This window comes from Planomicrobium soli (genome assembly GCF_003014655.1).
Lineage (GTDB): Bacteria > Bacillota > Bacilli > Bacillales_A > Planococcaceae > Planococcus > Planococcus soli_B.
In genome coordinates this window covers 156,352-181,358 of record NZ_PYAT01000003.1, presented here as the reverse complement: position 1 = coordinate 181,358, position 25,007 = coordinate 156,352, and the positions used below count along the sequence as shown (strand labels likewise).

30 protein-coding genes are annotated in these 25,007 nt (G+C 38.1%); 25 read left to right on the top strand and 5 right to left on the bottom strand.

Annotated elements, in window-relative coordinates; genetic code table 11:
* Nucleotides 1-57: 57 nt before the first annotated feature.
* Nucleotides 58-972 (bottom strand): LysR family transcriptional regulator, encoded by a 915-nt coding sequence (locus B0H99_RS05150; protein WP_106532571.1) that lies wholly within the window; start codon nucleotides 970-972, stop codon nucleotides 58-60.
* Between the two features lie 191 nt (nucleotides 973-1,163).
* On the opposite strand from B0H99_RS05150, the gene B0H99_RS05145 reads away from it, so the two are divergent.
* The 9 genes from B0H99_RS05145 (at nucleotide 1,164) to B0H99_RS17775 (ending at nucleotide 8,415) form a co-directional block, all read left to right on the top strand.
* Nucleotides 1,164-2,363: an MFS transporter gene (locus B0H99_RS05145; RefSeq protein ID WP_106532570.1), complete on the top strand. Its 1,200-nt coding sequence runs from the start codon at nucleotides 1,164-1,166 to the stop codon at nucleotides 2,361-2,363.
* A 108-nt stretch (nucleotides 2,364-2,471) separates the two neighbouring features.
* The gene (locus tag B0H99_RS05140) at nucleotides 2,472-3,206 is read left to right on the top strand and encodes a cytochrome P460 family protein (RefSeq protein WP_181313580.1); all 735 of its coding nucleotides are present in this window, start codon (nucleotides 2,472-2,474) and stop codon (nucleotides 3,204-3,206) included.
* A 77-nt stretch (nucleotides 3,207-3,283) separates the two neighbouring features.
* A complete protein-coding gene (locus B0H99_RS05135) occupies nucleotides 3,284-4,000 on the top strand; it encodes a DUF4405 domain-containing protein (RefSeq protein ID WP_106532568.1) in 717 nt (238 codons plus the stop codon).
* 162 nt (nucleotides 4,001-4,162) lie between these two features.
* Nucleotides 4,163-4,546 (top strand): DUF2255 family protein, encoded by a 384-nt coding sequence (locus B0H99_RS05130; RefSeq protein ID WP_106532567.1) that lies wholly within the window; start codon nucleotides 4,163-4,165, stop codon nucleotides 4,544-4,546.
* A 125-nt stretch (nucleotides 4,547-4,671) separates the two neighbouring features.
* Nucleotides 4,672-4,752, top strand: a complete 81-nt coding sequence (locus B0H99_RS18215; protein ID WP_425440380.1) for a DUF7668 domain-containing protein — start codon at nucleotides 4,672-4,674, stop codon at nucleotides 4,750-4,752.
* Nucleotides 4,753-5,120: 368 nt separating this feature from the next.
* On the top strand, nucleotides 5,121-5,261 hold the full coding sequence (locus tag B0H99_RS18025; RefSeq protein ID WP_245894408.1) for a hypothetical protein: 141 nt from the start codon (nucleotides 5,121-5,123) through the stop codon (nucleotides 5,259-5,261).
* A gap of 71 nt (nucleotides 5,262-5,332) precedes the next feature.
* The gene (locus B0H99_RS05120; RefSeq protein WP_181313579.1) at nucleotides 5,333-7,459 is read left to right on the top strand and encodes a copper-translocating P-type ATPase; all 2,127 of its coding nucleotides are present in this window, start codon (nucleotides 5,333-5,335) and stop codon (nucleotides 7,457-7,459) included.
* A gap of 614 nt (nucleotides 7,460-8,073) precedes the next feature.
* Nucleotides 8,074-8,262, top strand: a complete 189-nt coding sequence (locus B0H99_RS05115) for a hypothetical protein (RefSeq protein WP_106532566.1) — start codon at nucleotides 8,074-8,076, stop codon at nucleotides 8,260-8,262.
* Nucleotides 8,263-8,415 (top strand): hypothetical protein, encoded by a 153-nt coding sequence (locus tag B0H99_RS17775; RefSeq protein WP_181313578.1) that lies wholly within the window; start codon nucleotides 8,263-8,265, stop codon nucleotides 8,413-8,415.
* A 385-nt stretch (nucleotides 8,416-8,800) separates the two neighbouring features.
* Here B0H99_RS17775 and B0H99_RS18020 read toward each other — a convergent pair whose 3' ends face one another.
* Complete coding sequence (locus B0H99_RS18020; RefSeq protein ID WP_245894406.1) at nucleotides 8,801-9,589, bottom strand: putative bifunctional diguanylate cyclase/phosphodiesterase; 789 nt, start codon at nucleotides 9,587-9,589, stop codon at nucleotides 8,801-8,803.
* Between the two features lie 20 nt (nucleotides 9,590-9,609).
* Nucleotides 9,610-11,073 (bottom strand): GGDEF domain-containing protein, encoded by a 1,464-nt coding sequence (locus B0H99_RS18015; RefSeq protein WP_245894404.1) that lies wholly within the window; start codon nucleotides 11,071-11,073, stop codon nucleotides 9,610-9,612.
* A 751-nt stretch (nucleotides 11,074-11,824) separates the two neighbouring features.
* On the opposite strand from B0H99_RS18015, the gene B0H99_RS17920 reads away from it, so the two are divergent.
* The 15 genes from B0H99_RS17920 (at nucleotide 11,825) to B0H99_RS05030 (ending at nucleotide 22,202) form a co-directional block, all read left to right on the top strand.
* Nucleotides 11,825-12,256: a DUF4829 domain-containing protein gene (locus B0H99_RS17920; protein WP_219905815.1), complete on the top strand. Its 432-nt coding sequence runs from the start codon at nucleotides 11,825-11,827 to the stop codon at nucleotides 12,254-12,256.
* Nucleotides 12,257-12,862: 606 nt separating this feature from the next.
* Entirely contained in the window at nucleotides 12,863-13,294 is a 432-nt protein-coding gene (locus tag B0H99_RS05095) for a hypothetical protein (RefSeq protein ID WP_106532564.1), read from the top strand.
* 70 nt (nucleotides 13,295-13,364) lie between these two features.
* Nucleotides 13,365-14,006 (top strand): DUF3885 domain-containing protein, encoded by a 642-nt coding sequence (locus B0H99_RS05090; protein ID WP_106532563.1) that lies wholly within the window; start codon nucleotides 13,365-13,367, stop codon nucleotides 14,004-14,006.
* Nucleotides 14,007-14,167: 161 nt separating this feature from the next.
* Nucleotides 14,168-14,461 carry a hypothetical protein gene (locus B0H99_RS05085; protein WP_106532562.1) on the top strand — a complete coding sequence of 98 codons (294 nt, stop codon included), beginning with the start codon at nucleotides 14,168-14,170 and terminating at the stop codon, nucleotides 14,459-14,461.
* Nucleotides 14,462-14,599: 138 nt separating this feature from the next.
* Nucleotides 14,600-15,163, top strand: coding sequence for a suppressor of fused domain protein (locus B0H99_RS05080; RefSeq protein WP_106532561.1), 564 nt, complete (start codon nucleotides 14,600-14,602; stop codon nucleotides 15,161-15,163).
* Nucleotides 15,164-15,386: 223 nt separating this feature from the next.
* Nucleotides 15,387-15,881: a hypothetical protein gene (locus B0H99_RS05075; protein WP_106532560.1), complete on the top strand. Its 495-nt coding sequence runs from the start codon at nucleotides 15,387-15,389 to the stop codon at nucleotides 15,879-15,881.
* Nucleotides 15,882-16,194: 313 nt separating this feature from the next.
* Nucleotides 16,195-16,338: a hypothetical protein gene (locus B0H99_RS05070; protein ID WP_181313577.1), complete on the top strand. Its 144-nt coding sequence runs from the start codon at nucleotides 16,195-16,197 to the stop codon at nucleotides 16,336-16,338.
* A 50-nt stretch (nucleotides 16,339-16,388) separates the two neighbouring features.
* Nucleotides 16,389-16,658: a DUF5063 domain-containing protein gene (locus B0H99_RS18210; RefSeq protein ID WP_106532558.1), complete on the top strand. Its 270-nt coding sequence runs from the start codon at nucleotides 16,389-16,391 to the stop codon at nucleotides 16,656-16,658.
* Between the two features lie 92 nt (nucleotides 16,659-16,750).
* The gene (locus tag B0H99_RS05060; protein ID WP_106532557.1) at nucleotides 16,751-17,239 is read left to right on the top strand and encodes a HEAT repeat domain-containing protein; all 489 of its coding nucleotides are present in this window, start codon (nucleotides 16,751-16,753) and stop codon (nucleotides 17,237-17,239) included.
* 40 nt (nucleotides 17,240-17,279) lie between these two features.
* Nucleotides 17,280-17,750, top strand: a complete 471-nt coding sequence (locus tag B0H99_RS05055) for a hypothetical protein (RefSeq protein WP_106532556.1) — start codon at nucleotides 17,280-17,282, stop codon at nucleotides 17,748-17,750.
* Between the two features lie 248 nt (nucleotides 17,751-17,998).
* Nucleotides 17,999-18,442, top strand: coding sequence for a hypothetical protein (locus B0H99_RS05050; RefSeq protein ID WP_106532555.1), 444 nt, complete (start codon nucleotides 17,999-18,001; stop codon nucleotides 18,440-18,442).
* Between the two features lie 301 nt (nucleotides 18,443-18,743).
* Nucleotides 18,744-19,586 carry a LysM peptidoglycan-binding domain-containing protein gene (locus B0H99_RS05045; protein WP_181313576.1) on the top strand — a complete coding sequence of 281 codons (843 nt, stop codon included), beginning with the start codon at nucleotides 18,744-18,746 and terminating at the stop codon, nucleotides 19,584-19,586.
* Nucleotides 19,587-19,994: 408 nt separating this feature from the next.
* On the top strand, nucleotides 19,995-20,624 hold the full coding sequence (locus B0H99_RS05040; protein WP_106532553.1) for an immunity protein Imm33 domain-containing protein: 630 nt from the start codon (nucleotides 19,995-19,997) through the stop codon (nucleotides 20,622-20,624).
* A 167-nt stretch (nucleotides 20,625-20,791) separates the two neighbouring features.
* Nucleotides 20,792-21,358 carry a hypothetical protein gene (locus B0H99_RS05035; RefSeq protein WP_106532552.1) on the top strand — a complete coding sequence of 189 codons (567 nt, stop codon included), beginning with the start codon at nucleotides 20,792-20,794 and terminating at the stop codon, nucleotides 21,356-21,358.
* A 220-nt stretch (nucleotides 21,359-21,578) separates the two neighbouring features.
* A complete protein-coding gene (locus B0H99_RS05030) occupies nucleotides 21,579-22,202 on the top strand; it encodes a DUF4253 domain-containing protein (RefSeq protein ID WP_106532551.1) in 624 nt (207 codons plus the stop codon).
* Nucleotides 22,203-22,532: 330 nt separating this feature from the next.
* On the opposite strand, the gene B0H99_RS05025 is transcribed toward B0H99_RS05030, so the two are convergent.
* Both B0H99_RS05025 and B0H99_RS05020 read right to left on the bottom strand, forming a co-directional pair.
* Entirely contained in the window at nucleotides 22,533-23,471 is a 939-nt protein-coding gene (locus B0H99_RS05025) for an SMI1/KNR4 family protein (RefSeq protein WP_106532550.1), read from the bottom strand.
* On the bottom strand, nucleotides 23,455-23,637 hold the full coding sequence (locus B0H99_RS05020; RefSeq protein WP_106532549.1) for a hypothetical protein: 183 nt from the start codon (nucleotides 23,635-23,637) through the stop codon (nucleotides 23,455-23,457). The genes B0H99_RS05025 and B0H99_RS05020 overlap by 17 nt, the downstream gene beginning before the upstream one ends.
* Before the next feature lie 341 nt (nucleotides 23,638-23,978).
* Between B0H99_RS05020 and B0H99_RS05015 the strand changes: the two genes are divergently transcribed.
* Nucleotides 23,979-24,833, top strand: coding sequence for a peptidase MA family metallohydrolase (locus B0H99_RS05015; protein ID WP_106532548.1), 855 nt, complete (start codon nucleotides 23,979-23,981; stop codon nucleotides 24,831-24,833).
* Nucleotides 24,834-25,007 lie beyond the last annotated feature (174 nt).

Here is a 25,007-nt window from a genome sequence, read left to right as displayed (position 1 = left end):
TCTTTAAGTGAGTCAAAGTGTTTGCAAGAACAACAGATTCTTCTTTTGAAAAAAAGGTCATTCTTGTTTGCCAGACCAGCCGGTTGAAAATTGATGCTGCATCTCATCAAAAAACACTTGAGCAGCTTTTGAAAAAACCTGATGTTTTTTCCAGATGATATTCAGGCCAGATTCAAGCTTCGGTTCTAGCGGTCGATAACAAAGCTTGCTTTCACTCGATGTATTTACGATTTTATCAAGGGAGACGGCATAGCCCATTCCTTCTTCGACCATAATGGCTGCATTATAGGCGAGGTTATAGGTAGTGACCACATTCAATTTGTCGTAATCCTCACCAAACCACTGGGAAAATTCATTGCTGGATAATCCCTGTTTAATCGCTTGCCTAGATAATATGAGGGGAAGATCTGCTAAATCGGTTCTTTGTATACTTTTTTTGAGAGCTAACGGGCTATCTTTTCGCATGACAACTCCCCATTGGTCCTTGGCCGGAAGGTTGATGTAATTGTATTTTGACAGATCGGCCGGCTGGATCAGTATGCCAAAATCCAGCAAACCCTTATCCAGCTGCTCTGTCACATCATCAGAGTTTCCACTGTACAGGTGATATTTGATGTTGGGGTAGTTTTGCTGAACCGCTTTTGCAACTTGAGCAATCAATTTCATCGCATCTGTTTCCCCGCCGCCGATATAGATATCACCGCCGATTGTTTCTTCCATTGACTGAAACTCTTCTTCCACCTTCTCGACCATATTCAGGATTTCTTCTGCTCTCTTTCTGAGAATCATTCCTTCATCTGTCAAGGCGATATTGTGGCTTTTTCGGATAAATAATTTTTTACCTAACGTCTCCTCTAAATCTTTTAACTGCCTTGATAAAGTCGGTTGTGTCACATGCAAAAAATTAGCTGCTGCCGTAATGCTGCCTTCTCTCGCGACAGTCAAAAAATAACGTAATACCCTTAGTTCCATAACTTTGCTCACCTTCTTTTTTAATTATTATACACAAATATGAAATGCGTTAAAAGCATTTCAAGATATCAGATATAGGTATTAGTAATGAATAGCTATAGGCAGTAGAATGGAAAAAACATCTTTTACGTCCATAGGAAATTTTCTAAAAACTGATATTAATTCTTTACATTAAGATAGGAGTTATTTTTATGAAAGAAAACAATTTAATTGTATTCATTTTGACCGTCGGTGTTTTTGGCATCTTGAACACCGAGATGGGGTTTATCGGAATATTGCCGAACATTGCGGATCAGTTTGGTGTCAGTGTTGCCACAGCGGGCTGGCTTGTGAGTATTTTTGCTATAGGAGTGGCTATATCCGGGCCAACAATGCCCTTACTGTTTTCAAGGCTTAATCGAAAGAAAGTGATGGTCCTTGTCTTAAGTATCTTTGTGGCAGGGAATGTCATTTCTATCTTTACATCAAGCTTTACCGTTTTATTGATTGCCCGCCTTATCCCGGCGCTTTTCCATCCCGTGTATGTATCGTTGGCATTTTCGGTAGCGGCCAATTCGGTAAAGATCAAGGATGTACCAAAAGCCATTTCAAAAATATTTATCGGAGTATCCGCAGGAATGGTAATCGGAGTTCCAATCGCAAGTTTTATGGCCAACATGTTTAATTTGCAAGTGGCACTTTCCTTTTTTGCCATTGTCAATTTCCTGGTGCTTATCTCGACCCTTCTATTCATACCATCCATACCGGTCAATGAAAGAATTTCCTATGGCTCACAATTAAAAATACTGAAAAAATCACTAACCTGGTTTTCGATTCTAACGGCTCTTTTGTTTAACGCAGCCATTTTCGCGGTTTTCAGCTACTTGGCAGAATATCTGCAAACAGTAACGAATGTATCCGCGAATGTAACGAGTTTCATATTATTGATTTACGGTGCAGCTAATGTGATCGGGAATATATGGGCTGGTAAACTGCTCACCTCTAATCCTATGAAAACAATGGTATATGTTCCCGTTTTGGTAGGTCTTCTATATATCATTTTATTTTTCACTGGCCAATTTACTTTCCCGGCAGCTGTCCTGATATTCTTCTGGGGAATCCTGGCTGGAATAGGGGCAAATCTTACCCAATATGTAGTTTCCTCTGCTGCAACGGAAGCTCCTGATTTTGCAAACGGCTTGTTCTTGTCGTCTGTAAATATCGGGACAACAGTCGGGGCAGCAGCGGGTGGCTTATTCATTGCATCATTAGGGACTTCCCATGTAATCCTGGCCGGCATATTTGCCGCATTATTGAGTTTGCTGTTTATCTGGCTCAGAAATACTAAATACACCGCTGTAGTAGAAACGACGGAAAGAAAGTTGCAGGAAAAGGCAAGTGCATTAACTTAAATTTGAATAATAAAGAAAGTCGACAACAAGTGCAGGGGGATAGATAACTGGATAAAAACCAAAAGGTGAAGAATACAGAATCATAGGATGAAATTAGGGGGATACAGAATGAAACGAATTTTGAGGTTGCTTGGAATACTTTTTGCGCTCACCCTAACAGCTTGCAGCGAAGATAATGAATCTGCGGATTCTGCTCTGCAAAATGGGGAGGAAACTTCAGGGCAAGGTCAGGAATTTGATGAGATCGGTTCTGGAGCCCATCTTGTTGAATTTCCTGAAGATCTTGAAGAGGGAATTGTGTTTGCGACATATGACCGGGGCGATATTCATGAAGACATTTATATAAACAGCGAAGAAGCGATCGAAGCAGCGCAGAACGGAGAGGAATTTCCGAGAGGTACAGTCATCACCTTGGTGGGATATAAGGACGGAGAGCTTGATCAATATTTAGTGATGGAAAAGCAGGAAGGGTGGGGTTCCCAATATTCGCCCGAAGAACGCAATGGGGAATGGGAATACCAACGGTTTACGCCTGACAGAGAAGTGGCTAAAGATAATATTGGCCGTTGCTTTACCTGTCATGCAAATCAGGAGCGGGATGACTATATCAACTCGATGGATCAATTAGAAGAGTTTGATTTAGAAGATGTCGCGCAATCAAAGGAAAAGAGTGGAGAAATTTTTGGCTCAGTTGTTCCGACAGAGCAATGGAAGGTCAGCGAGGGATTTGCCCATACCAATGGAATCAATAGGGGAGAAACCCGTCTATTAGAAGCAGAAGAAAAATCGAAAAAAATTCAAGAGGTGCTCCTGAGATTGTATATTCAGCAGTTTAAGAGCTGAGTAAGTAGAGCCATGGAAAGATATTGCCTACATAACGAATTCAGAGATGAATGGAAGAAAAGAAAGAGGTGCAGGGTATGAGTGGAAAGCTGATGTTCAGGCTAGGCAATGATCTAATGATGACCATTCTTATGTTATTCGCAATAGCTTACTATATTACTGGAAACATGGTCCATGAAATCATTGGAATTGTAGTGCTCGTCCAATTCACGATCCATAACTTTTTGAATCGACGTTGGTATAAGACGCTTTTCAAAGGGAAGTATAACGTTCGTCGTATTTTGCAGATAGGAATCAACATGCTTTTTCTTATAACAATGGCCGCGATGATGATTAGTGCTGTGCTGATTTCGAGTGATTTGTTTCCCTTTATTCCAATAGACAACGACATGGCGCTGCGGCAATTGCATATTCAGGCGGCCTATTGGGGGTTCATCATCATGGCAGTTCATATCGGTCTATCTTGGGGAATGCTTATCAATTCAGTACGGAGAATGACGAATATTAAGGGTGCAAATCCGATTCGTACCATTGGGTTGCGGACGCTGGCAGTGTTGATTGTTGCCTACGGGGTGCATGCTTCCTTTGAAGAGGAGATAGGTTCCAAACTATTCATATACAGTCCATTTGGCTGGTTCAGTACCCAGTCCACGGCAAAATTTTTGATTGATCACCTTTCGATCATGGGAATCTATATTGCCGGGACGCATTATGCTTTGAAGTTCATTCAAAAGCAGGAGGAGAGTCCAGCCCGAAAAACGGCACTAGCTGCGAAGTTGAAAGAGGATAAATGAGCTTTCAAATTCAGGCCTTATAGTCCTTTTCATTAAATTGAAGCCATCCATATTTCAATAACGCGAGAGCCTAGGGATTCTTCAACTTTACGGCATGGCCGTTGTAGCACTTTATCCATTCCACATTATTAGAATAAAACTACCTATATTAGGAGGAGTACCATGATTAAATGGCTAAATGAGGAGCTGCTCAAAATTGCTACAGCTGATGACCTGCATATTGCACCGTTTCGTGAAGGTGGAGTAATTTATGGCACACCAACCTGGGTTTGGTCTGTCGTGGTTGACCATCATCTTTATGTGCGCGCCTATAATGGGCATAACTCCCGATGGTACCAGGCCGCTATGAAACAGAAAGAGGGTAAAATTATTGGCGCCGGCATGGCAAAAGAAGTAAAATTCGAATCGGTCGAGGGTCCAATAAACGATTTTATTGACATGGCGTATCATAAAAAGTACCAACACAGCCCTTATCTTAAATCGATGATCAGTGCGCGGTCGAGGGCGGCGACAGTCAAAATTATTCCGCTGTCGATTAATAATTAGCTTATACGTGTCTGTAGAGACATGTTTATTACGATTTTAAACTAGAAAAACCGGATTCCTTAAATGGAAACCGGTTTTTGGTTGTTGATAATCTTTTAAATATTGTATTTAACACTGATTAGGTGATGGAGTATGAACTATGGGTCGACGGGGAAAAGTCGGATTTGACCTTAACCTGTACAGTACGTTTAACGGAACAGGAATAATCAATTGCCATCGACAGTATTCTATATGTACGCCTGAGTTCGCACAAATTCCTGTAGAGGAATAGGCATTATAAAAGTAATATCAAAACTAAAAATGGAGCGCTAAACGAATCAGTTGCTTTGACAAACAAATAAATTAGCAGTACTATACGGGTGAGGGGTATATTTGTTCGGGAGGTTCAAAGAATGGAAGATCTGATAAAATCAATAGAGCAACCTAATAAGCAGCAGCTTTTGAATCGGTTGAAACGGATTGAGAGGCAAGTTCTCTGAGTTCATAAATGGTCGGAAACGATTGTTACTGTGTCGATATCCTGCATCAAGTTAGTGTCATTTAATCGGCGATGAATAAAGTGTCACTGGCTTTAATGGAAGATCACACATACCATCGTTTAGGCAAAGCTATCAAAGAAAATAAAGGTGAAGTGGCAGTTAAATGTGACACTAACAAAACTTCTTTAAGTGAAATTCAAGAAAAAATTGAAGACCAAGGATATGACGTTGTATAAGGGTGCTGCACAGCACTATTTATTTTTAAAACAAATATACCCTATAGGGGTATATGAGGGAGGCGTACAAAATGAAAAAGAATGAAAAAAATCATCCAGATCACGGTTCTCACTATGAACACACAGATCCTCTCAAAATGGACCATTCAGAACATGTCTGGCATGCCTATCATGAAGCACAAGTAGAAGAGGGCAGTCATGCCCACAGCAACCCATCCCAGAACCACGATCATCATGCTCATTCCGTTCACAGCGGGCATGAACAGGACAATCATCATCATGGGAATTTTAAAGAAATTTTCCTGAAGTCGCTGCCAATTGGCATCATCATTCTGTTATTGTCGCCAATGATGGAAGTTAAGCTTCCTTTTCAATTCACTTTCTTGTACTCGGACATTTTAGTCGCTGTATTGGCAACTATCTTATTGGCTTACGGCGGAAAACCTTTCTTTCAAGGTGCGGTAGCCGAATTCAAGCAAAAAGCTCCGGGTATGATGGCCCTTGTTTCTTTAGGGATCTCCGTTTCGTATTTTTATAGTATTTACGCAGTGGCGGCGTTCTATTTAAGCGGTGAACACATCATGAATTTTTTCTTTGAATTCGCTTCGTTGCTTTTGATTATGCTCCTTGGCCATTGGATTGAAATGAAAGCTGTCGGAGAAGCAGGAGATGCGCAAAAATCGCTCGCTGAATTAGTGCCGAAAGATGCGCATGTGGTATTGGAAGACGATTTGATTGAGACGCGTCCGGTAACCGAATTAAAAGTCGGAGACCTGGTACGGGTTCAGGCTGGCGAAAACGTTCCAGCAGATGGCATCATCAAACGAGGAGCCTCCCGGATCAATGAAGCCTTGCTGACGGGAGAATCCAAACCCGTTGAAAAAGGAGTCGGAGACAAAGTGATCGGCGGTTCCACGAACGGCGAAGGCATTTTGTATCTTGAAGTGCAGGAAACGGGCGACCAATCGTTCATTTCTCAAGTTCAAACCTTGATTGGCCAGGCGCAAAATCAGCCTTCTAGAGCTGAAAACTTGGCCCAAAAAGTAGCGGGCTGGCTATTTTATATCGCCATTGCGGCAGCCATCATCGCGTTTGGAGTTTGGCTGTATATAGCGGATCTTCAAACGGCCATTCTCTTTACGGTCACGACGTTGGTCATCGCTTGTCCGCACGCTCTCGGCCTTGCCATTCCTTTAGTGATTGCACGAAGCACCAGTTTGGGTGCAAGCCGAGGTTTGTTGGTGAAAGACCGGGAAGCATTGGAACTGGCAAGTAAGGCCGATGTGATGATATTGGATAAAACAGGCACATTGACTACTGGGGAATTTAAAGTATTGAAAATGGAAACACTGAATGGCCAACATACCGAAGCTGAAATCGCGGCCCTTATGGCAGGGATTGAAGGCGGCTCTAGCCACCCAATCGCCCAATCGATCGTCCATTACGCAGAGAAACAGGGGATTCAATCTGTCCGCTTTGATTCGATAGATGTTGTGCCGGGTGCTGGTGTGGAAGGAAACGCCAATGGCCGCAAATACGAATTGATCAGTCAAAAGGCACTTGAAAAAGAGTTGGAGGTGGATGTTCCAAAAGGGGCGACGTTAAGTATATTGGTTGAAGACGGGAAACCGATCGGTACGGTCGCATTAGGTGATGAATTAAAAGAAACAAGTAAAAACCTGATACAAGCATTGAAACATAGCGATATACAACCAATTATGGCTACAGGTGACAATGAAACAGCCGCCCAAGGGGTAGCTGAGCAACTGGGCATTGAATACAGAGCCAATCAATCTCCTCAAGATAAATACGAGTTGGTTGAATCACTGAATAATAAAGGGCAGACCGTCATTATGGTGGGTGATGGCGTAAATGATGCACCATCCCTGGCGATGGCAGACGTTGGAATAGCAGTCGGAGCCGGAACTCAAGTCGCTATTGATTCTGCTGATGTGATTTTGACGCAGTCGGATCCAGGGGATATTGAATCCTTTATCGAATTGGCCAACAAAACAACCAGTAAAATGAAGCAAAATCTCGTATGGGGAGCCGGTTATAACTTTATTGCCATTCCTATAGCTGCAGGAATTTTAGCTTCCATTGGGATTACGTTGGCTCCTGCAGCAGGAGCGGTTCTTATGTCCGTATCCACTCTTATCGTGGCTATCAATGCGATGGCTTTAAAACTAAAGAATTAGAGCTGTTTAATGGAGTAATTTATTGATGTAGATGAGAAGTTATGACTCTCAAAAGTTGGATTTGCTTGAACCTTGAGGAACAGTTTTATAAAAGGCTTTCAAGATCCATATAACTGACTTTCCTTATACTCATCACTAAAGATGGATCAATCAAGGAGAAAAATCGCAACAAAAATTCAGGAGTTCCATGCCTATTTGATGAAATCAAATGGTGATAGAAATGCATATGGAATCCATCCATTTGCCAATTTCAATCGAATTACAGACCAGACAAGCGCCAGCCGTCAATTAATTGAAAGAGATATTGGCAGTAAGGTATTCGATTTAAATTGAAAGAGGCAAAAATTTAAGCAGAATACAATTCAAATTAACCATCACTGTTAAACTAATTATGAATCACGTATAATCTTGACGAATTCTTAGTTTATAGAGCAGCACTTATCAGGAACATATTAATAAAAATAGAGAGCAGATGTGGTTTGCTAGCGTCATAATATACAAATAATAATTCTGAAAATATAAATTATTGAAACTTATTGCAGCTGTAAACCGTATTAGTATATATAGAGGAAATAGATCATGGGACGATGACTGAAATAGAAGGAGGGAAATTTATGCATTGGATAATGTGGATTTTTTGGGGCTCCGTAGCTGTTATATTCTTAGGAAGTTATCTTGTTGATGTTTTAACCCGAAGAAAATATAACTTAAATAAACAGGAAAAAACTTTAAATCAAAATTTAGCTGAAGCAGCTGCACTACGGGATGTTGGACGGCATAACAATCAAAATGGAATGTTTTGAATGAATAAAATTAAGTATTTAACTAGTGATGAGCTTGGAGATGCATTTTCCAGCTCATTTTTGTGTGAATTTTCTATTTTAGGATGCGCTGATAAAGCTGTTTTAATGGAAATAACAAAACAAACCTTGGTTAATACTGTTTCTTCCATGTAATCCATCATCGCAGGAAGCACGCCTTTAGCTGATAAGATGATTCTGTCTAACCTAAATTATTCTTAAACTCCATGGATATGGAAGGATAAGTTTAGGATTTATTTTTAGAAAATGTAAAGAAACAAGAAGTGATCATTTAAATATTTTATCGAAAATATAGGTTGTCTATCTCCATTTATAAGAAGTTAAATGATTGCAAAAGGAGAGAAGAAGCGGTGGGCACCGAGTTTCTTCTCTCCTTTTCTTTTGAAATATAATATCTGTTTTTTAATTCACAAGACAAAGCCCAACTAATAAAAGGCAAGCTATAAACATTCGAATTTTACGTTAATCATTTATAGCGATTTGGTAATCATTTAGGTTTCTTCTGGTAGGGAGTTTTAAGTTATAGCGATGGCTGTTTCTCGAAATTTCTTACATCATTTGTTCTGATTAACTGCTCAAATTCGTTTGCTTTTACCGGTTTTGAAAAAAGATATCCTTGGCCAATCATACATCCGTTTGCTTGCAAGAATTCAAGTTGATTTACCGTTTCTATGCCCTCGGCTACAATACTTAAGTTTAAGTTCAAACTTAGATCTATAATTGCTTTTATGATTGGCGATCGATCCAGCTGATCCAATTCATCAATAAATGATTTGTCTATCTTGATCGTGTCGATCGGCAATTTTGAAAGAATATGCAGGGAAGAATAACCGGTGCCAAAATCGTCAATGGAGATCTTCACACCCAATTTTTTAAATTGCGTTAGAATATCTCTACTCTCTTTGATATTTTGCATAATACTTTCTGTAATTTCCAGTTCCAGAAACTGTGCATCTAATTTTGATTCTTCTAAAACGGTTTTTACCGTTTTAAGAAATTTACCATTTTGAAATTGCAGAACGGATACATTAACGGAAACACTTAAAGGGCCAAGTCCTTGTTGTTGCCAAACTTTGTTTTGTTTACAAGCTGTCTCCAGAACCCATTTTCCAATAGCTTCGATTTGTCCTGTTTCCTCAGCAATCGGAATAAATTCCGCTGGAGAAACCCAGCCATATTCAGGATGTTCCCATCTCAATAGGGCTTCCATACCGATCATTTTATTGGTTTGAAAATTTACTTTAGGCTGATAAACCAATGAAAACTGATTTTTATCAATCGCTCTTTTTAACTGATTCTCAATATCCATTTTCCGCTTCATATAGCTATTCAGCTCGGCATTGTAAAAGTAAATTCATTTTTCCCCTTTTCCTTTGAAAGATACATTGCGGCATCCGCATTTTTTAGTAAATCTTCCTGAGTCGTCCCGTGTTCAGGAAACAGGCTGATTCCAATGCTTGGGGTGAGATCGATTTCGTATGCCATCACCGAAAAAGTATTTTGGAAACTGTCTAAGATCCTCTTAGCTGATACAGCAGCAGTTTTTTCTGAAGCATCAGAAAGGATAACAACAAACTCATCCCCTCCCAGTCTGTAGATCTGAGAATTTGTATCTAGTACTTGTCTTAATTTCACTGCTGTTTCCACTAATATCAGGTCACCGATATGGTGGCCAAGTGTATCATTCACTACTTTAAAGCGGTCTAAATCGATTAATAATAAAGCAACTCTGGTATTTGCATTTTGCTTCAAGGTCATTTGGATATTTTCTATAAAACTGAATCGATTAGATAAACCAGTCAGGGGATCATGATAAGCCAAATGTTTAAGGTCATCCATCAATTCGTTATTTTTAATGATGATAAAGAGCTGACGGCCGAGAACCATAAGAAAAGTGATGAGGAGTGATCCACTCAAGGCATTAAAATTCCATTGATAACTATAAATTACTAAAGCGGTAAGCAGGATTATGCTGGCATATGGAAAAATGTACTCCTTCTTTTTAAAAAGGTTGTCCGGCTTTTTATATTCTGCTTTACTGACACCGTCATCATAAAAGCCTGTAAAGCCAATCAGAAGCAGAGCGGTGATCCACATCAATTCGACTGCACTACCGGTCTGATAATTTCCGGTAATTGATAAATAAGCTAAAAGGGAATCTGAAATTAGTTGAAGCAATAGTCCAGCTATCAAAAAGAAAAGGACTCTTTTTTCATTTTGAAATTGTATATGGTAGTAAAGCATAATACTAAAAAACAAAATTCCTAAGTCTGTTACTTGGTATCCTATCGCAAACAGTCTAACTAATAGTGACGTTTCCGGTAAAAAGAGCAGCGGACCTATCAAAAAATAATAACTAATGCCAATAGCGGTGATCATATAAATAATAATATTGAAAAGGTATGTCTTATTTGAAAAAACTGCGCCTATTTCTTTAGCTTTGTAGACCATAGCAGCTAATAAAAAAAGGTAGGAGAACACCCAGAAGAAAGAAGCAAGCGCCGGAGTGGCAATGACTTTTTGGCTCGCCTGAACCAAAAGGGAAATCAAAGAACCGCTTATGGAACATAACATCCCTAAACTTAGCAGCAGCCAGAAGTTTCTGTATCGGTCTGTCTGGCGGATATAAGCTCCAAACAACCAGATAAAACTGAGGGCTGCGGCAAAAAGCTGAATCCCGTTTATTCCTGCTGATTTTAGCCATGTTTGTTCATTGAATGTGGTATTCCACATAAAATATGTAGAGATAATTGCAATTAATGATAGGATAGGTAACTTGCTAGTTTTTAACATTGAATGTCCTCCCGCATGTGTTGTGATAATCATTCGAAACGAAGGAGGTAACCGTCCCTTTAAAATGATGGAACGTGAACCATTAAAATTTCAAGGAACGTATTATGATAATCTTTTGAAAGTATGGAGTTTAAGAAAATAAGATCTTATATAAGAAAGCAATATTCCTTGTATAAATTATATCGGCAAATTAATTAAATATTACATAGAAGTTTAAGGATTTTCAAAATCTCTCTAGTTTGTTCTATTTTAAATCAAAAATTTAATTGGAATCATATATGGATATCTTTGTTAACGGTATTAGATAATGCGGGTTTAGCTTTTTAGATAGGTAAAAATTTTAAGATTAGAAATTTACCGAAAGAGATAATTCTCCGCAAGAGCTTACAAAAGACTCCTGACTGGTTGAAACACCTTGTCTCTTCTATTGTTATGTAAGCATGTACTGCTAGGAATATTAGTGAATAAGGAGAATACAGGGAAAATAAAAGCGAATTGAGCGTAAGCGGCTATTTAGCGAAAGTTTGTTCGGAAGACAAAGCAAAGGATATGGTGTCATTTTTCTAATTAATAAAATCCCATAAGTTTCCAAGAATATTTAATAACGAATCTGGATTCCAGGAATTGGTAATGTTCAACCTTTCGATCGAAAGTTGTATATCGGTAAGAAGAAAGTGGAGGAACCAATTTTAGGTAATTCTCGTTAAATAATATATACAAGTGCCAAAAACTGAATACTGGGGTGGAGCATGTGAAGAAGGTTTTAGTTGTTCTTTGTCTGGTTGTGGTGTTACTAGCCGGTGTATTTTACAGCCAATCTGGCAAAGCTACTGATGTGCAAGTGAATTTGGGAGAGTCTGTTAAGTTTTCTGATGAGGAGTTAACTAATGCTGCAAAAGCTGTAAAGAAAAAGGTCAGAGGTTTTAAGAGCATAGAACTTGAAGAATTATGGTATACAGAAGAAGAATCCGACAGAGTGGTTGAAGACTACCTGAAGTACGGCAAGGGTTCAACAAATGGAATAAAGGAAGAAAATGTAATCGTTCTCGTATCTAATCTTAAAACGGATGCTAAAGGTGGCGACGGCAGCTTCGAACCTGACTTTTTATACACCGATTGGAACTGGATTTTGATCAGGGATGATAGTTCAGGAAAGTGGCGCGTCGATGATTGGGGATACTGAATGAAAATAGAAGGAAAATCAAATAACCGAAATTTTTAAATTTTGAATTGAACATTTTTTAAAAAAGAGATGCAATTCCCTTTGCAAATCTAGATACATTTAATAGTGTAATTTTAATATTTGCGATAAGGAACGTACCAGTTAATATCATAGGGTCTTTTTGTTTGTTTCAAACCTCAAATCTTGAATAATGTAAAAGATATAGTCGCACATGTATAAGAAAAAAATTAAAGCATAGGTAGTTTATATATCACTAAATTATCGAAAGGTGCTTGAATAGGAAGAGAGAAGAGACTGACCAAAGAGCCTCTTCTCTCTCTTTTATTTGTAGAAGTGTACTTCAACAAAGACTATTACTTTTAGTTTTCATTTATTACGATTTATAAAATGGGAATTTTTAGTATAATGAAAACAATAACATATTAATTAGCTATGATTTTCGATTGAGCGCATGGCAATGAGACTAAGGAGTTAAATGCAACTTAAGTACAATTAAGTCACATTCAACCCTTGATTTTCATCGATCCTCTTAATTGAACTCTAACATTCAAACAGTCGAGATAAGTTTTAAGAATTTTAACGGAAAATAAATGAAGGGTGGAATATATGTTGAAAACTAAACCGGTTAATGAGTTAACCATTGACGATTTGAAAAAAAGTCCGATTTGGGAATGGGCAATAGATTCAGAAGAAAATGAAGAACAAGACGAGACTTGGGTAAGACCTGCTGAAACAAAAGATTTCACAGTAGAACTGAACGGTTCCATTGTATTAGGTGAAGCAAAAATAAACAATGAAGAGCCTTTTCCGATAATGTGCAGCGTCGATATGGAAAACGCTACAGTGTCAATTAGTTCAATCATTTTATACGACAAAGAACAAGATGAATATCACGCTATAGAAGATAGGGTTAAAGAGATTAATTTTCCTTTATTGATCACTATTAGTCTTCAGATTAATGAGCAAATACGTTTTTTGAATTTTACTGCAAATAAAGTGGATATTTACAAGAACCATTTAACAACAAATCTATTTTAGTTCTGTATTCAGCAAGAGAAGATGGATATGTGAAAGAAGCAATAAATCAAGAAAAGGAAAGAGGAACAAAATGAACCTTACTGACTTTATGAAAGAGAATTTCTCCAACTTAGAATTAAAACCTCCATTGTTTTATGACTGGGAGATCGGCATTCGCTTCGAATTAGGCGTGAACTACGATTGGCAGAATGATGGAGAAAACAGTCCTTATTTAAAAGGCGTTTACCAAAGGGCTATCACTCTGTTTAAATCTTTACATTCACAGGAAGATGAGATTTTTATGGTAGCAAACGTAAACGACTTCGGAAAAGGTGCAACGTTTAACCGCAAGTTAAAAATTTTCTCTCGATACGTACAGAAGAAATCCGTTTTGAATCAATTGAAGCACGTTACCATTCCGTACGTTTTTCCAGAAGATAATGAAGACGGCAAGTACAAAACGCACCGTTTTATTCTCAAATGCAAAACATCGGATATCAAATACATCCCGTTGCTGAAAGCTATATGCAATCAAGACATGGGAATCAAACCGAACATTTATCATGATGTGTTCTTTATCAACATAAAAAATAAAACCATCTTTCACGTTTACGATGACAGAGGTTGTGATTTAATAGCCGCCTCAACTGAAAATATAAAAGGAATGTACCATAAATACAACGATTGGATTTTAGATTACGACAGAGATGAAATAGATCAATTATTCATATGAGTAGTAGGGGTACTGCTTGTTTTATTCATACGCCCTTTGCTTGAACAGGACATTGTAACTGCTCTTCTTGTGGTGTCGATTTACTCGTTTTTCCAAAATAAATCCAGCAGGCGAAATAAGAAAAATTATTGAAGGTTTTAAAAAACTAAAGGAGGGATTTTTTGTTTGCTAAGTTGAAAACAATCGCTTCACTTTCTATTTTGGTTGGTGCAGTTCTTCTTCTCGCAAAAGTCGAAGAAACATTCAAGTTGTACAACATACCTTATATTTTAATCGCCTTTGGTTTTATATTTCTTATCGTTTCATTGCTGGCTACCAATAAAGAAGAGAGCCTGTTATGCAGAATTGGCCTACATAGGTACGAACGGATTAGTCGAGATAGTGAAATTCCAGCAATGTTTCTTTACGAATGTGAAAGATGCGGAAAAAAGAAAAAAGCTGCTTCTACTATTTGAAAGGCATATGAAGCGCTCATCTAAAAAAGTGATCTTTTTCTTAATGAACGAATACAACATAATTTGAGATAAGTTATATTTGATTTCCTTATAAGAAAGTATTCTAAAAGCAAAGTTTGAATAAGGAGTGGTAAGTTTATGAAATCTATTATCAGTTTTCTAGAGGAACACCTAGGTAAGTTGGAAGCTGGTTGGCTTTCTTTGGAAATGGATTGCCAACATGATTTTCAAGTAAATTTATTTGATGATGTCCCATTCGAAGGTGCTACAACCTATTCAACTATCGGAGTTAGTGAATATCCTCTTTGGGATGCAAAGCATACGAGATTTTTTCAAGAAGCTATTATAATATCAAAAAAAGAGTTCGGAGTTGAAAATATTCCCGGTATTCTTATGCAAGTTGCTGATCGTTTGCTTGCTTCTAAGCATTTGATGCTCAGAGGAAATGTGATTGGTCCAGCTGGACCGTTATTCGAAAGCTCTAAACTAGAAGCGCTATATGTTACATCGCCGGTTTATTTCAATGAGGAATTCTATGTTTTTCAGCAGTCTTCAGAAAAAGAAGTCATTATGGTCTGGTTAGTGCCAATTACTAAAAACGAGGCAGCTTATATAACAGAGTTCGGATGGGAACAGTTTGAGGAGTTGCTTGAAATAGTCGATCCCGATTTAACTGATTTTCATCGAGACAGTATCGTTTGAAAAGACAGTAATGTAAAAGACTGAATGGACCTTTTAGGTAACACAACTTATAGGAACGTAGGTGTTTCATATTAAGTCAGTTCTCTTCCTGCTCTTCCGTTGTCCATTTTACGCTTTCTCATAAGCATTTAGATGTTGAAAACATAAATCTTAAAATAGAGTGCTTTAGAGTGAAGCGGGGTCACCATCACCCTTCGTTTTCGACAAAGAGAGGAAGTTAACTATGAAAACTTTGCATGAAAGATTTTTGCGTTCCAGTTTGTCCAAAAGGCTGACATTGGAGGAAGTTAGCCAGCATCTCATAGAAGTGTACCAGGCAAAACTAATCGGCAAAGAAGCAGTGGAAGAGATGAAAGAAGACCCTTGTGTCCGCTTTGATCAAATAAGGGCTTGCTTTTCCATACCGGAAGAAGTGGTCCATCAGTTGCGTTCTGCTTCAGAAAATATTGAAGCCGAAGAGTCCATCAAGTTGATTTTCCAGTGGGTTTCTTTATCCGCTGAAGATAAAGAACAGATAATCCAGGGAGAGAAAAGTATTAAAATCGTATTGGAGTCTGCGGATCGACGCTATATAGACAACTTTACGATTCAAGGGGGATCGGAAAAACTTTTAAAAAAGATGATTTACTTACAAGGAATAAACCCTTCCAATTACACACTGGAAAACGAAGACTATGTCCTGTATTTACAGCTGTTGAATGAAAAAGGGCTTATTTAATCTGATTAGAAGACAGAGAGTTTATGGTTACAAAGAAGAATGCTGCGCATAAATAGCTCGGCAGTACGACAACCGTCTTTAGCTATGCCGAATACTGATGGACTTCATATCGTAAGTTAGGAAGGGAAGAGCTTGATTCAAGCCTCTATCCTTTTTTGTTTGGAAACATAATGAACGCTTGAAAAAGGCAGGAGAGGCAAATATAAAGGAATACGAGTAATTTCGGCGAAATCACTAATAAGGTAATCAGTGTGCTTTCTAAAGGATGCATCAAAGTTAATAACAAAGGAGTGAAGAGATACAAAGCCTGGAAGTGGCAGCATTTCGTTCCGCCGCTGCCGCCTATTGTGATTTGATCGATTCGTGCCGTCTTTTTGAGGAAGAAGAAAGCTTCCGCATCTTGCTCAAGATTTTGTCCCACCTGTATACAAAAGCGCTGGACCTGCCAGAAGTCTAAGCTGAAGAAGAGCATCCGATCAATTTAGATTTTTTGCTGCCGGAAGCCGAATCAAACATCATAACGTTTACTCAGAAATATTCGATCCTTATCATAATGAAACTCAAGTAAATGGGTGCTTAGAAGACGATATTATCGACATTTACAGCAACATTAAGATAGGGCTCCTTTTATATGAGCAAGGCCATAGCAGCGAAGCGGTATGGGAGTGGAAGTTCGGTTTTGAAGTGCACTGGGGTGAGCATGCCACAAGTGCCATTCGTGCCCTGCATTCTCTCATCTATAAATTAGGCGGAGACATTATAGAAAGAGAGTATTAAAGAAGTGGAAAGTAGAGGGATACGGTTCGAATCTTTTAAGAGTTAACCTATCATCTTGACTAGCAGATTAAAAGCCGAAAAGGAGAGGAAGCATGGAGAAATCTTTAATAAAAGAATGGATTGAAAGCAACGAGATCGAAAAGGCGAGCGAGGCCATTGAAAACCTTTCTCTAGAAGAGACGCTGGATATAGCCGATTTCCTGCATTCCCAATTGCGAGAGACCAATAACAACTTTTTACGAAATGTAATTGCCCTGGCGTTAGCCGATTGCCGCTACCAACAGGCTGCAAAAAGCTTGATCGAACTAATTCAGCATAAAAATACAAAAAATTCTAGAGGAACGCTGTTGTATGCTTTGGGATATCTGGATTATGAAGAATCCATTGAGGAGTTATTGCCTTTATTAGCCGATCGAAGCTATGAAGTGAGCAGGGAAACCTACAATCTCCTTGAACCCTATTTGAATAATCTTGATGAAATGTCCAAAAAAAGGACTATCGAAAATATAGAGAAACTTATTGATGAATTTGAAGAAGAGATTGAATTTAGAGAACACATCATCACATTGATAAGGGAATGACCTTCAATCGTTCCATCTAAGCAAATGGGGGTGCTGCATATTGAAAAAATTCCGAGGCAAAAGACGTCATTTTCGCAATCTGCAGCAAAAGGTCACTGCCGAACATTCTAAATTAGACTTTGGAAAGGCTAGCTGGTTTAACCTTTGGCATATCCACCTGGATTTTAAGGGGAATGGAAATAGAAGCATAAAATTAAGAAGGGCGCACATAAAAGCTCATTTAACGCTATATAAAGGGTTGGCGGTAAAGCTCGAAGCCTCCGAGATGTCTTTTCAGTCATGGGTATCAGTGGATATTGCTGACGCAGGATCCGACGCTATTTACATCCATACGCCAAACCCAATTGAAGATAATTTTCCTCTAATGCTTGAGAATATCGATTGGGAGGCGGATGTCCCCTTCTATTTCAGGGATCTGATCAACTTCAAGGAATTTGAGGTGGGACGATACGATTCCGGAACGGATGCAAGTTATGTAATACAGCTGAAAAGGAATAAAATAAAAGTATAGCCAACCTCTTGCAAAACACTGACTCAGACATACGAACATTAGCAGGAGAAATCGATATCGCTTTAATTGACAGCAACTTAATAAAACTTAAGTTGCTGTCGAAATAGAAACTTATTGATTCAACGAGGCTCGCTGTTACATGACGGTTCTCTTTTTACTTTTAGTTAAACTCTTCAAGTAAGTCACTACATAATTTATCCTAAAGAAAATTCGTTCGTCCACATTACACTAAAGGAGGTCGGAAACGGTTGAAAGAATACAAGGGTGGCTTTACCATATCTCTTTTTATCTTGATTCTTCTTTTTGTCGTGAATGAGCAAATTTATCATAATGTGATGGCATTGCACGCTCCTATTCTCTTTTTATCGCTTCATGTCATGGTCCATAAACACCTTATTCCGGAGAAGAGATATGGGGCTTATTTCTTTTTTGTCTTTGTGGTGGGAGCATCAATCTTCTTTTCGATGCCAGAATTCACCCATCAGCAAGCCCAAGAACATATTTTGGCCAACTACAACCAGGACCTGGAGCTGACGGAGCAGGACAACTTGCCTCTCGATAGGAGCGATGTTTGGCATCCCTTCGCTCCCAGTTGGGGCTATGCCTTTTTGGGAACAGTGCCATCAAGCGGAGAGAATATCTCACTGCTCTTTATTCCGGACAATGGGAAATTTTTCGAAATTGCTCCTTGAGCAACCCCTTGCTAACCCTTGATTTATAGGAAAGGCATGAGACCCTAAATTAGATAATCTCAATGTTTTCTATTACGAAGGAGTTATAATCAGCTTACATTTCATCAATATTGGGTCCTTATAAAAAAAAGGAGAAGAGTTGCTGAAACTGAACTAGGCTTTTAATAGGGTAGCTTTTTTAGAAGTAATTATTGCATTTAAATTATCAGAAAATTAAAAATAAATGATTATTTATTTTCATTATGGGGAAATTAAGTATTAATAGCAGTAAATTAAAACCAGAAAGTAGGGGGAAAAGATGGTGGAATTCAAGTTAAAACCTGTCCCTCAAGCCAAAAACGAAAAGCCTCAATCGTCGGAAGGAAAAAACCGAATGGCCAAAATTCTTTTGTCGTTTGCGTTAGTTTCGTCTGCTGCAGTTGCGAGTCCAGTGATTACACCTAGTGCAGCAAGTGACGTGGCCAGTTATTACATTGTCCAAAAAGGAGACACATTCTACAGTATAGCGAAAAAATACGGTTTGGTTGTTGAACAGTTGATGGCGGCGAACTTCACCAAAAGCACCAAGATAATAGTCGGTCAAAAAATCGCAATTCCGCACAAAGACCAATCGTGGAGTGGAAATCAGGAAAATCTGGAAAACAGAAATTACCGGGTGGTAAAAGGGGATACGTTGTATTCCATCTCCATAAGAACAGGTGTTTCAATCGATAGCATCAAGAGACTTAACCGTCTTACATCTGACATTATCAAAGTTGGGCAAATCTTAACGCTTTATCCTGACACTGGGGTAATCTACCGAACTTCTGCAACTTACGTCGTGAAGTCGGGTGACACTAAGCACACGTTACGAAACAAATTTGGCAGCACGATCGCTTTGCCAATTAGTACCTTGCAGGTGTTTCAGGAGCTTAAAGTTTCAGGTGAAGTACTGCAAATTACCACAGAAGAGCCTTTTGGATTAGCAGATGGCCGCGTAATCGAAGTGAAGGTGGGCAACGATTATTATGCGATAAATCTGTATCAAGGAAACGCTCCGATCCAGCATTTGGCGGACCGAAATGATCTTAGGTTAACGTTCACGGTGGTTCGGGTAGGTCCACGATATGAAATGGTTTCTTATGCAGTGCAAGAACTGGAATAAAAAAATAGTTTAGCTTTTAAACTGCGGCAGATTCTGCTGCGGTTTTTTTATTTTTTGGTTTTTGATCGATAAAAAACATAACGGGTTTATTTTAGTAACGAAATGATCTCACTTAACCCACCGAATGGCTTTTTGACTGCATGATAGTACTTGAAAATAGCTACTATGAAAGACCTTTCTAAGGAGTCCTCTAACTACTATAAAGAATTTCATATAGTTTAATGTGCTCGTATTCGATAAAATAAAGGATAAGTTAGATGGAATGAGATACCTGTGTTTTAGTATTTGCTCAATCAAAAAAGCTTTTAAGAATCGAGAAACAGTTGTTAAAGCATGTCTCAGTTTAAAGTAAAGAGTTATTGGGAAAGGCATAAAGCATATTTCAAAAGCAATATGGGAGGAAAACGCATGTCATGGTATTTAGATAACGTCTATGAGTTGAACAAAGAGTTTCCGTACACTTTCCAAAGACCAAGCGAAGAAGTGCTTAGCTGGCTGGAAATTGGTGATCTGGTAAAACTAATTTTTGTGGCAAATGAAGCAGAAGAAGGAGAGTTCGGAGCCGAGAGAATGTGGGTGGAGATCACTGAGATCGATGGGTCAAGATTTACTGGTACATTGAATAATGAACCATATAGTTTGCCGATTGAAGTAGGGGAAAGAGTCTCTTTTGGTTATGAAAACATTTGCGATACGGAATACGAAGATCCGCATATTGACGACAAGGATATTTACTTTGATACATTGGTTACAGTTAGCAATGATGTTCTAGAAAGAAAAGAGTTTAACTTTATGCTTCGTGACAACTCGACAGAAGATGGCGACTCGGGATGGGCTATATTGAGCGGGTATGAAGAAGAGGATTTCCTGAGTGATTTAGAAAACTTCCAAATTATTGCCGTTGCAGTCATTTTAAACATGGATGACTCCATACTGGAGTTTCTGGAAAAACCACCTTTATGTGCATATGAAAGAAATGATAAAGGGGAATTTGCCGAGATTGAGGATTATGATTGGGAAGGGTATTTCGAAGAATAAGAAGCGAAACTCGCTTCTTTTTTCTTTTCGGGATACGAAAGGCGATGTCTTTTACTGCTAACAAAATTTGAGTATGTAGATGAGGTCTATTTAGATAAATTTATAATCTTCCTTTTGGAGCTTTCTTTACCTGCTTTGTAAATTACATATATTAAGGAAGTGATTCAGTGTTTCAACTAGGGTTTCCAAAATACTTGAAAGATGATGTTGCTAAAGTGATTGGATTGACAGCTGATAAAACCTGGAATAATTCCAGATATGATATTTCTGAAGATTTTATTCACTATTGGCAGAACAATAGGGCAGTTGTGTTTCCCTACCGTATTTACTCTATTGATAACTCAAATGAAATAGAAGATATCTTAAATGAACGACAAAAAATGATTCTGCATTGCATCTATTCAAGAAGTAGTGATGGCTATGTTCGGCAAAAGCATTTGCGTTCGCTGCTTCAAATGGATTATGAAGACTGGGCGATTCCTTATATCGTTAAAATCTGTGACGAATACGTCGTGGAAATCTTAGAAATGACTTATGGCATTTTAAAAGATCAAGACACGGAACGAATTAAGTTCTTTTGCAGTGAAAACAGAGAGGAATTTTGTAAGAGTTATAGTAGGATGATTAGCTATTGGAACGAATTTTACAGACCTAACTACTATAAATTTCACCACTATATTGGGAGGAAATTATTTAGAGAATGTTTTGGTTACTCTAAATCAATGGAACGTTAAAAACAGTTTACGATATAACTTTACAGATGAAGCGGTAGAGATTCATGAATTACATGGGTTCTTACCCGTACTGCGTTCAAGATTGCTGGAGATGGACGAATAAGTATAAAAAAGGTGAACTTAAAGATTTATTAGAAAGCAACTAGGAGAACACCTTGCTGGAGTAACGTTCTTATAACAAATAGTTTAGAAGTTCAAAAGGACAAAGAGAGGTAGTTTTATGGGTTTTAGACGTTTTTTCGGATTAGGCAAAAAAACTGAAAAGATAAGCGATGGGCTAATTAAGGAGTTAGGCTTTGAGGACAAAGTGGTGAGAATTATAAAACAAGTTGCTCCTGCTGGATTACAGCCATTAAACATCAGTAACCTGGAAAATGATTTGGTTGAGACAGTTGGAATCTCTTTTAGCATTTCAGAAGAAAAATCTGAGGAAGTTGTTTTAAAGCTTCAATCTCAATTTCATCAAACAGGATACCTGGTTTTTATTAACGAAAGAAATTTTAATTTCAATAGTGAGTGTAGGATAGGCATAATTAAAGGCAGCGATCAGTTTGACATATTAAAGGTTGTGCAAACAAATGGCGAAAATTACGATATCAGCAATCAAGAAGTTATTTCAAGACTGATGCAATGGAACAACCGCTATCCGTTCACTATAGTAGGCGCTGACTATGATTGGGTTGAAGCAATTTTTATAGAGGAGATCCAGAATAACGAAATAGAATCTTTTGCACATGAAATGTACGAATTTTGTCCTGATATCGTAGATCAAGGTACGGAAAGTATAGATGGCCTTATTGAAGAACTTAAAAATACGAATAAATTGTTCCTCTGGTGGGACTAATACCAGTTGAAGATAATAAAATTATTGAGCTTTGATCCGAAGCTACAATGCAAAAATAGAGTGTTGTTGCCTTCTTAGCCAATAGCAAGATCTTTTGGGAAGTGGATTGAATAAGTGAATCGGCAGCTTGATGGGAAGCATCCTGTTTTCTGGCATGGCCGTCTAGGTAACCTTATTTACAATCTAGTACCGATTAATGCGTATCATTAGTTGTAAAATCTATAAACTAAAAAAGCCTAACGAGAGGAAATAAAGATGCTCTTGTTAGGCCGTTTCTTTAATTTATTTCTTTATGCTTTCCCTATCTAAAAAATGAACTTAGTCCACTAGTTATTCTTCCTCGCCAAAGCCGATCATCACACCTACTATTTCTTTATGAATATTGTATTTTAAGTACACTTCATACATCCCGTCTCCATAGCCTGACATGGCGACTGCGCCTCCAGGAATTACGCCTCCCTGATCATCAGATGCCACAGCATCTGAACATGCAACATAGTATTTCAATCCCTCTTCATCCATCCCTATGCCATATACATTTTCTACTTCATATGGAATAGCTTCATCTTTCCCGAATAAAGCAGCATCAAATATACCAGCTTGTGCAGAATCTACAGCGATAAGTTTATCGCAACTATGCCATTTTCCACTTGGTTTCTTTTCTGCAAAATACGCAGTTAACTTCTCGACAACTTCATCATCTGTATAAGAAACCGTGGCTGTCCACCGTCCGTTTTTTACATTCGATAAGTGAACTTGAATGCCTGTATCTTCGGCTGAGTAACAAGGATCCGTTACAATCAGCTTTCCACTTTTGACAGTAAAGTCACCCATGTTTCGAGGCTTTCCATTGGTGTCTTTCCGAACGGTGGTTTCAATAAGTTCGCTTAAAAGGGAAGTATATTTATTTAAACGGTTATTTTTTTCATTCCACAGAAAGAGGTACTCCTGCATCCACCTTTTCCGGATGCGATAACAAAGCTTATCTCCAATGTTATTCTCGCCAACAATAATCATGTCAGCAGGTAAGTTCTCGGGTCTGTTGTGCAGATTATGACTAACAAGATCACTGCTTAATGTTCCATCTTGAGCAGTCGCAACCGGAAACAAAGTCCACTCACCAAACTCAGCGCCATTTGTTTCTACATAAAGATCCTTGAATTCTTCTGGGAAAAGTGCACCGAGCTCTTTTTCTGCTTTTTTTAAATCCAGCAATGAAACACCTTTCGCTTTTGAACTAGAACTGATCTTATCAATTACTTTTTTCATTTCTGGTCCTCCATTTAGCTTCATCTATCAACTGACAAAGGTATCCTACTATGTATTCTCTGCGTGCCGTTTCTTCAATATCGTTGTTTTTCGCCAGATTGTCTATGCCTTTATCGAGACTTTTCCATAAAGGTGTACCTTCAAATCGTTCATACGGATTTGCCATCTCACTAAATCCTCTCTTTCTTCACGGTTATTCTATTTTTCAATTTTAATGCAAATTCTTTTATCGAATTAATCATTTTGGAAATCCAATTAGAAAACTTACGCAGTCTTTAACAAACCCTCCATAAGCTTAACTGTATATATAAATAATAAAGTATAGAGCACTGCATTGCTTCTCTTCCTTGCATTTTGTAAAAATACTTTTATTAAGACGAATTCCCAAAATTATCTAGTAATTCCATTAGTTAATCATTATAGTTAAGTAAACAGATCTATAAATTAACTGTATAAGAGATGGAAATAAAGTAAACTTTCTTCTCTTGAATAAGGAGGAAGCAATTAGTGAAAAAAGCATTAATCATTTCCGGTGTGGTAATCTTCTTTTTCTGCACCCTTGTATTCGTTATTCAGAAATATAAAGAACCCGCATACCAAATGGCTTTCTCTTTAATGCTCAAGGTAATTGCATCTGACATAAGGAACGAGACCTTAAAAAATTACAACAGTATAGAATATAAACATTTTACTTTACATTATTCAGATCAAGATAAGAACTTATTGCCGCTCACTAAAGCTGCAATAAATCGGGGGATAGAATTAAACAGCAAGTTTATCGGCTCTTACAGTGAACCGAACGATATTGTACTGTTTAAAACTAGTGAAGAGATGGACAGTGTATCCGGGCTAGATCATGCTAGTGGATTCCATTCGATGGAAATGAATATGACCGGTATAGTACCAGAAGACAGAGAGGCATTAGCTAATGGCTCTCCTCCTGTGATTTGGGAATACAATAAAACGGTGATGCATGAGTACACGCATTTTGTCATGGGGCATAAATTTAGTGAGCTGGGACTGTCTCTAGAAGATATACCGTATTGGTTTAATGAGGGATTTGCCGAATACATCGGGAACGAAGAAATGAGCATTACTATAATGGAGCAGGAACGATTGCCTTTGAAAGAAGTCACGACGGCGGAACAATGGCGAAACAATAGATTAGATTCCAATTACAATATTTATTTGCAGTCGTATATAGCAGTCCGGCATCTAATTCATACATACGGCGACACAGTCATACTGGATCTATTAAACGAAACTCAAGCGACCAAAGATTTTAATAGCGCTTTTAAAAATGTTACAGAGATTGAGATTGATGATTTCGACTATTATGATGAGAATGATCTTGGAGGATGAGTGCTTAGCTGACTCCTTGAGAAGGAAAGTTAAGAAAAAGCGCAGAGATTTTAAAGCGAAAGATTTTGAGATTCAATTAAATCAACCGTAAATCATGGTTTAACTAAAAATCGATTTTCATATTTGTCTACATATATGAAATAGTTAAAGGTACGACTATAACAATTTGAAGGG

Excerpts from the sequence above, each read along its gene's own strand:
- B0H99_RS18020 (WP_245894406.1), bottom strand. The coding sequence starts at position 9,589 with ATGGATATTGAGAATCAGTTAAAAAGAGCGATTGATAAAAATCAGTTT.
- B0H99_RS05120 (WP_181313579.1), top strand. The coding sequence starts at position 5,333 with ATGAAAAAGAATGAAAAAAATCATCCAGATCACGGTTCTCACTATGAA.
- B0H99_RS05135 (WP_106532568.1), top strand. The coding sequence starts at position 3,284 with ATGAGTGGAAAGCTGATGTTCAGGCTAGGCAATGATCTAATGATGACC.
- B0H99_RS05115 (WP_106532566.1), top strand. The coding sequence starts at position 8,074 with ATGCATTGGATAATGTGGATTTTTTGGGGCTCCGTAGCTGTTATATTC.
- B0H99_RS05080 (WP_106532561.1), top strand. The coding sequence starts at position 14,600 with ATGAAATCTATTATCAGTTTTCTAGAGGAACACCTAGGTAAGTTGGAA.
- B0H99_RS05150 (WP_106532571.1), bottom strand. The coding sequence starts at position 972 with ATGGAACTAAGGGTATTACGTTATTTTTTGACTGTCGCGAGAGAAGGC.
- B0H99_RS18025 (WP_245894408.1), top strand. The coding sequence starts at position 5,121 with ATGGAAGATCACACATACCATCGTTTAGGCAAAGCTATCAAAGAAAAT.
- B0H99_RS05030 (WP_106532551.1), top strand. The coding sequence starts at position 21,579 with ATGGGTTTTAGACGTTTTTTCGGATTAGGCAAAAAAACTGAAAAGATA.
- B0H99_RS05130 (WP_106532567.1), top strand. The coding sequence starts at position 4,163 with ATGATTAAATGGCTAAATGAGGAGCTGCTCAAAATTGCTACAGCTGAT.
- B0H99_RS05060 (WP_106532557.1), top strand. The coding sequence starts at position 16,751 with ATGGAGAAATCTTTAATAAAAGAATGGATTGAAAGCAACGAGATCGAA.
- B0H99_RS05075 (WP_106532560.1), top strand. The coding sequence starts at position 15,387 with ATGAAAACTTTGCATGAAAGATTTTTGCGTTCCAGTTTGTCCAAAAGG.
- B0H99_RS05020 (WP_106532549.1), bottom strand. The coding sequence starts at position 23,637 with ATGGCAAATCCGTATGAACGATTTGAAGGTACACCTTTATGGAAAAGT.
- B0H99_RS05090 (WP_106532563.1), top strand. The coding sequence starts at position 13,365 with ATGAACCTTACTGACTTTATGAAAGAGAATTTCTCCAACTTAGAATTA.
- B0H99_RS05140 (WP_181313580.1), top strand. The coding sequence starts at position 2,472 with ATGAAACGAATTTTGAGGTTGCTTGGAATACTTTTTGCGCTCACCCTA.
- B0H99_RS17775 (WP_181313578.1), top strand. The coding sequence starts at position 8,263 with ATGAATAAAATTAAGTATTTAACTAGTGATGAGCTTGGAGATGCATTT.
- B0H99_RS05145 (WP_106532570.1), top strand. The coding sequence starts at position 1,164 with ATGAAAGAAAACAATTTAATTGTATTCATTTTGACCGTCGGTGTTTTT.
- B0H99_RS05040 (WP_106532553.1), top strand. The coding sequence starts at position 19,995 with ATGTCATGGTATTTAGATAACGTCTATGAGTTGAACAAAGAGTTTCCG.
- B0H99_RS18215 (WP_425440380.1), top strand. The coding sequence starts at position 4,672 with ATGGAGTATGAACTATGGGTCGACGGGGAAAAGTCGGATTTGACCTTA.
- B0H99_RS05095 (WP_106532564.1), top strand. The coding sequence starts at position 12,863 with ATGTTGAAAACTAAACCGGTTAATGAGTTAACCATTGACGATTTGAAA.
- B0H99_RS18015 (WP_245894404.1), bottom strand. The coding sequence starts at position 11,073 with ATGTTAAAAACTAGCAAGTTACCTATCCTATCATTAATTGCAATTATC.
- B0H99_RS05025 (WP_106532550.1), bottom strand. The coding sequence starts at position 23,471 with ATGAAAAAAGTAATTGATAAGATCAGTTCTAGTTCAAAAGCGAAAGGT.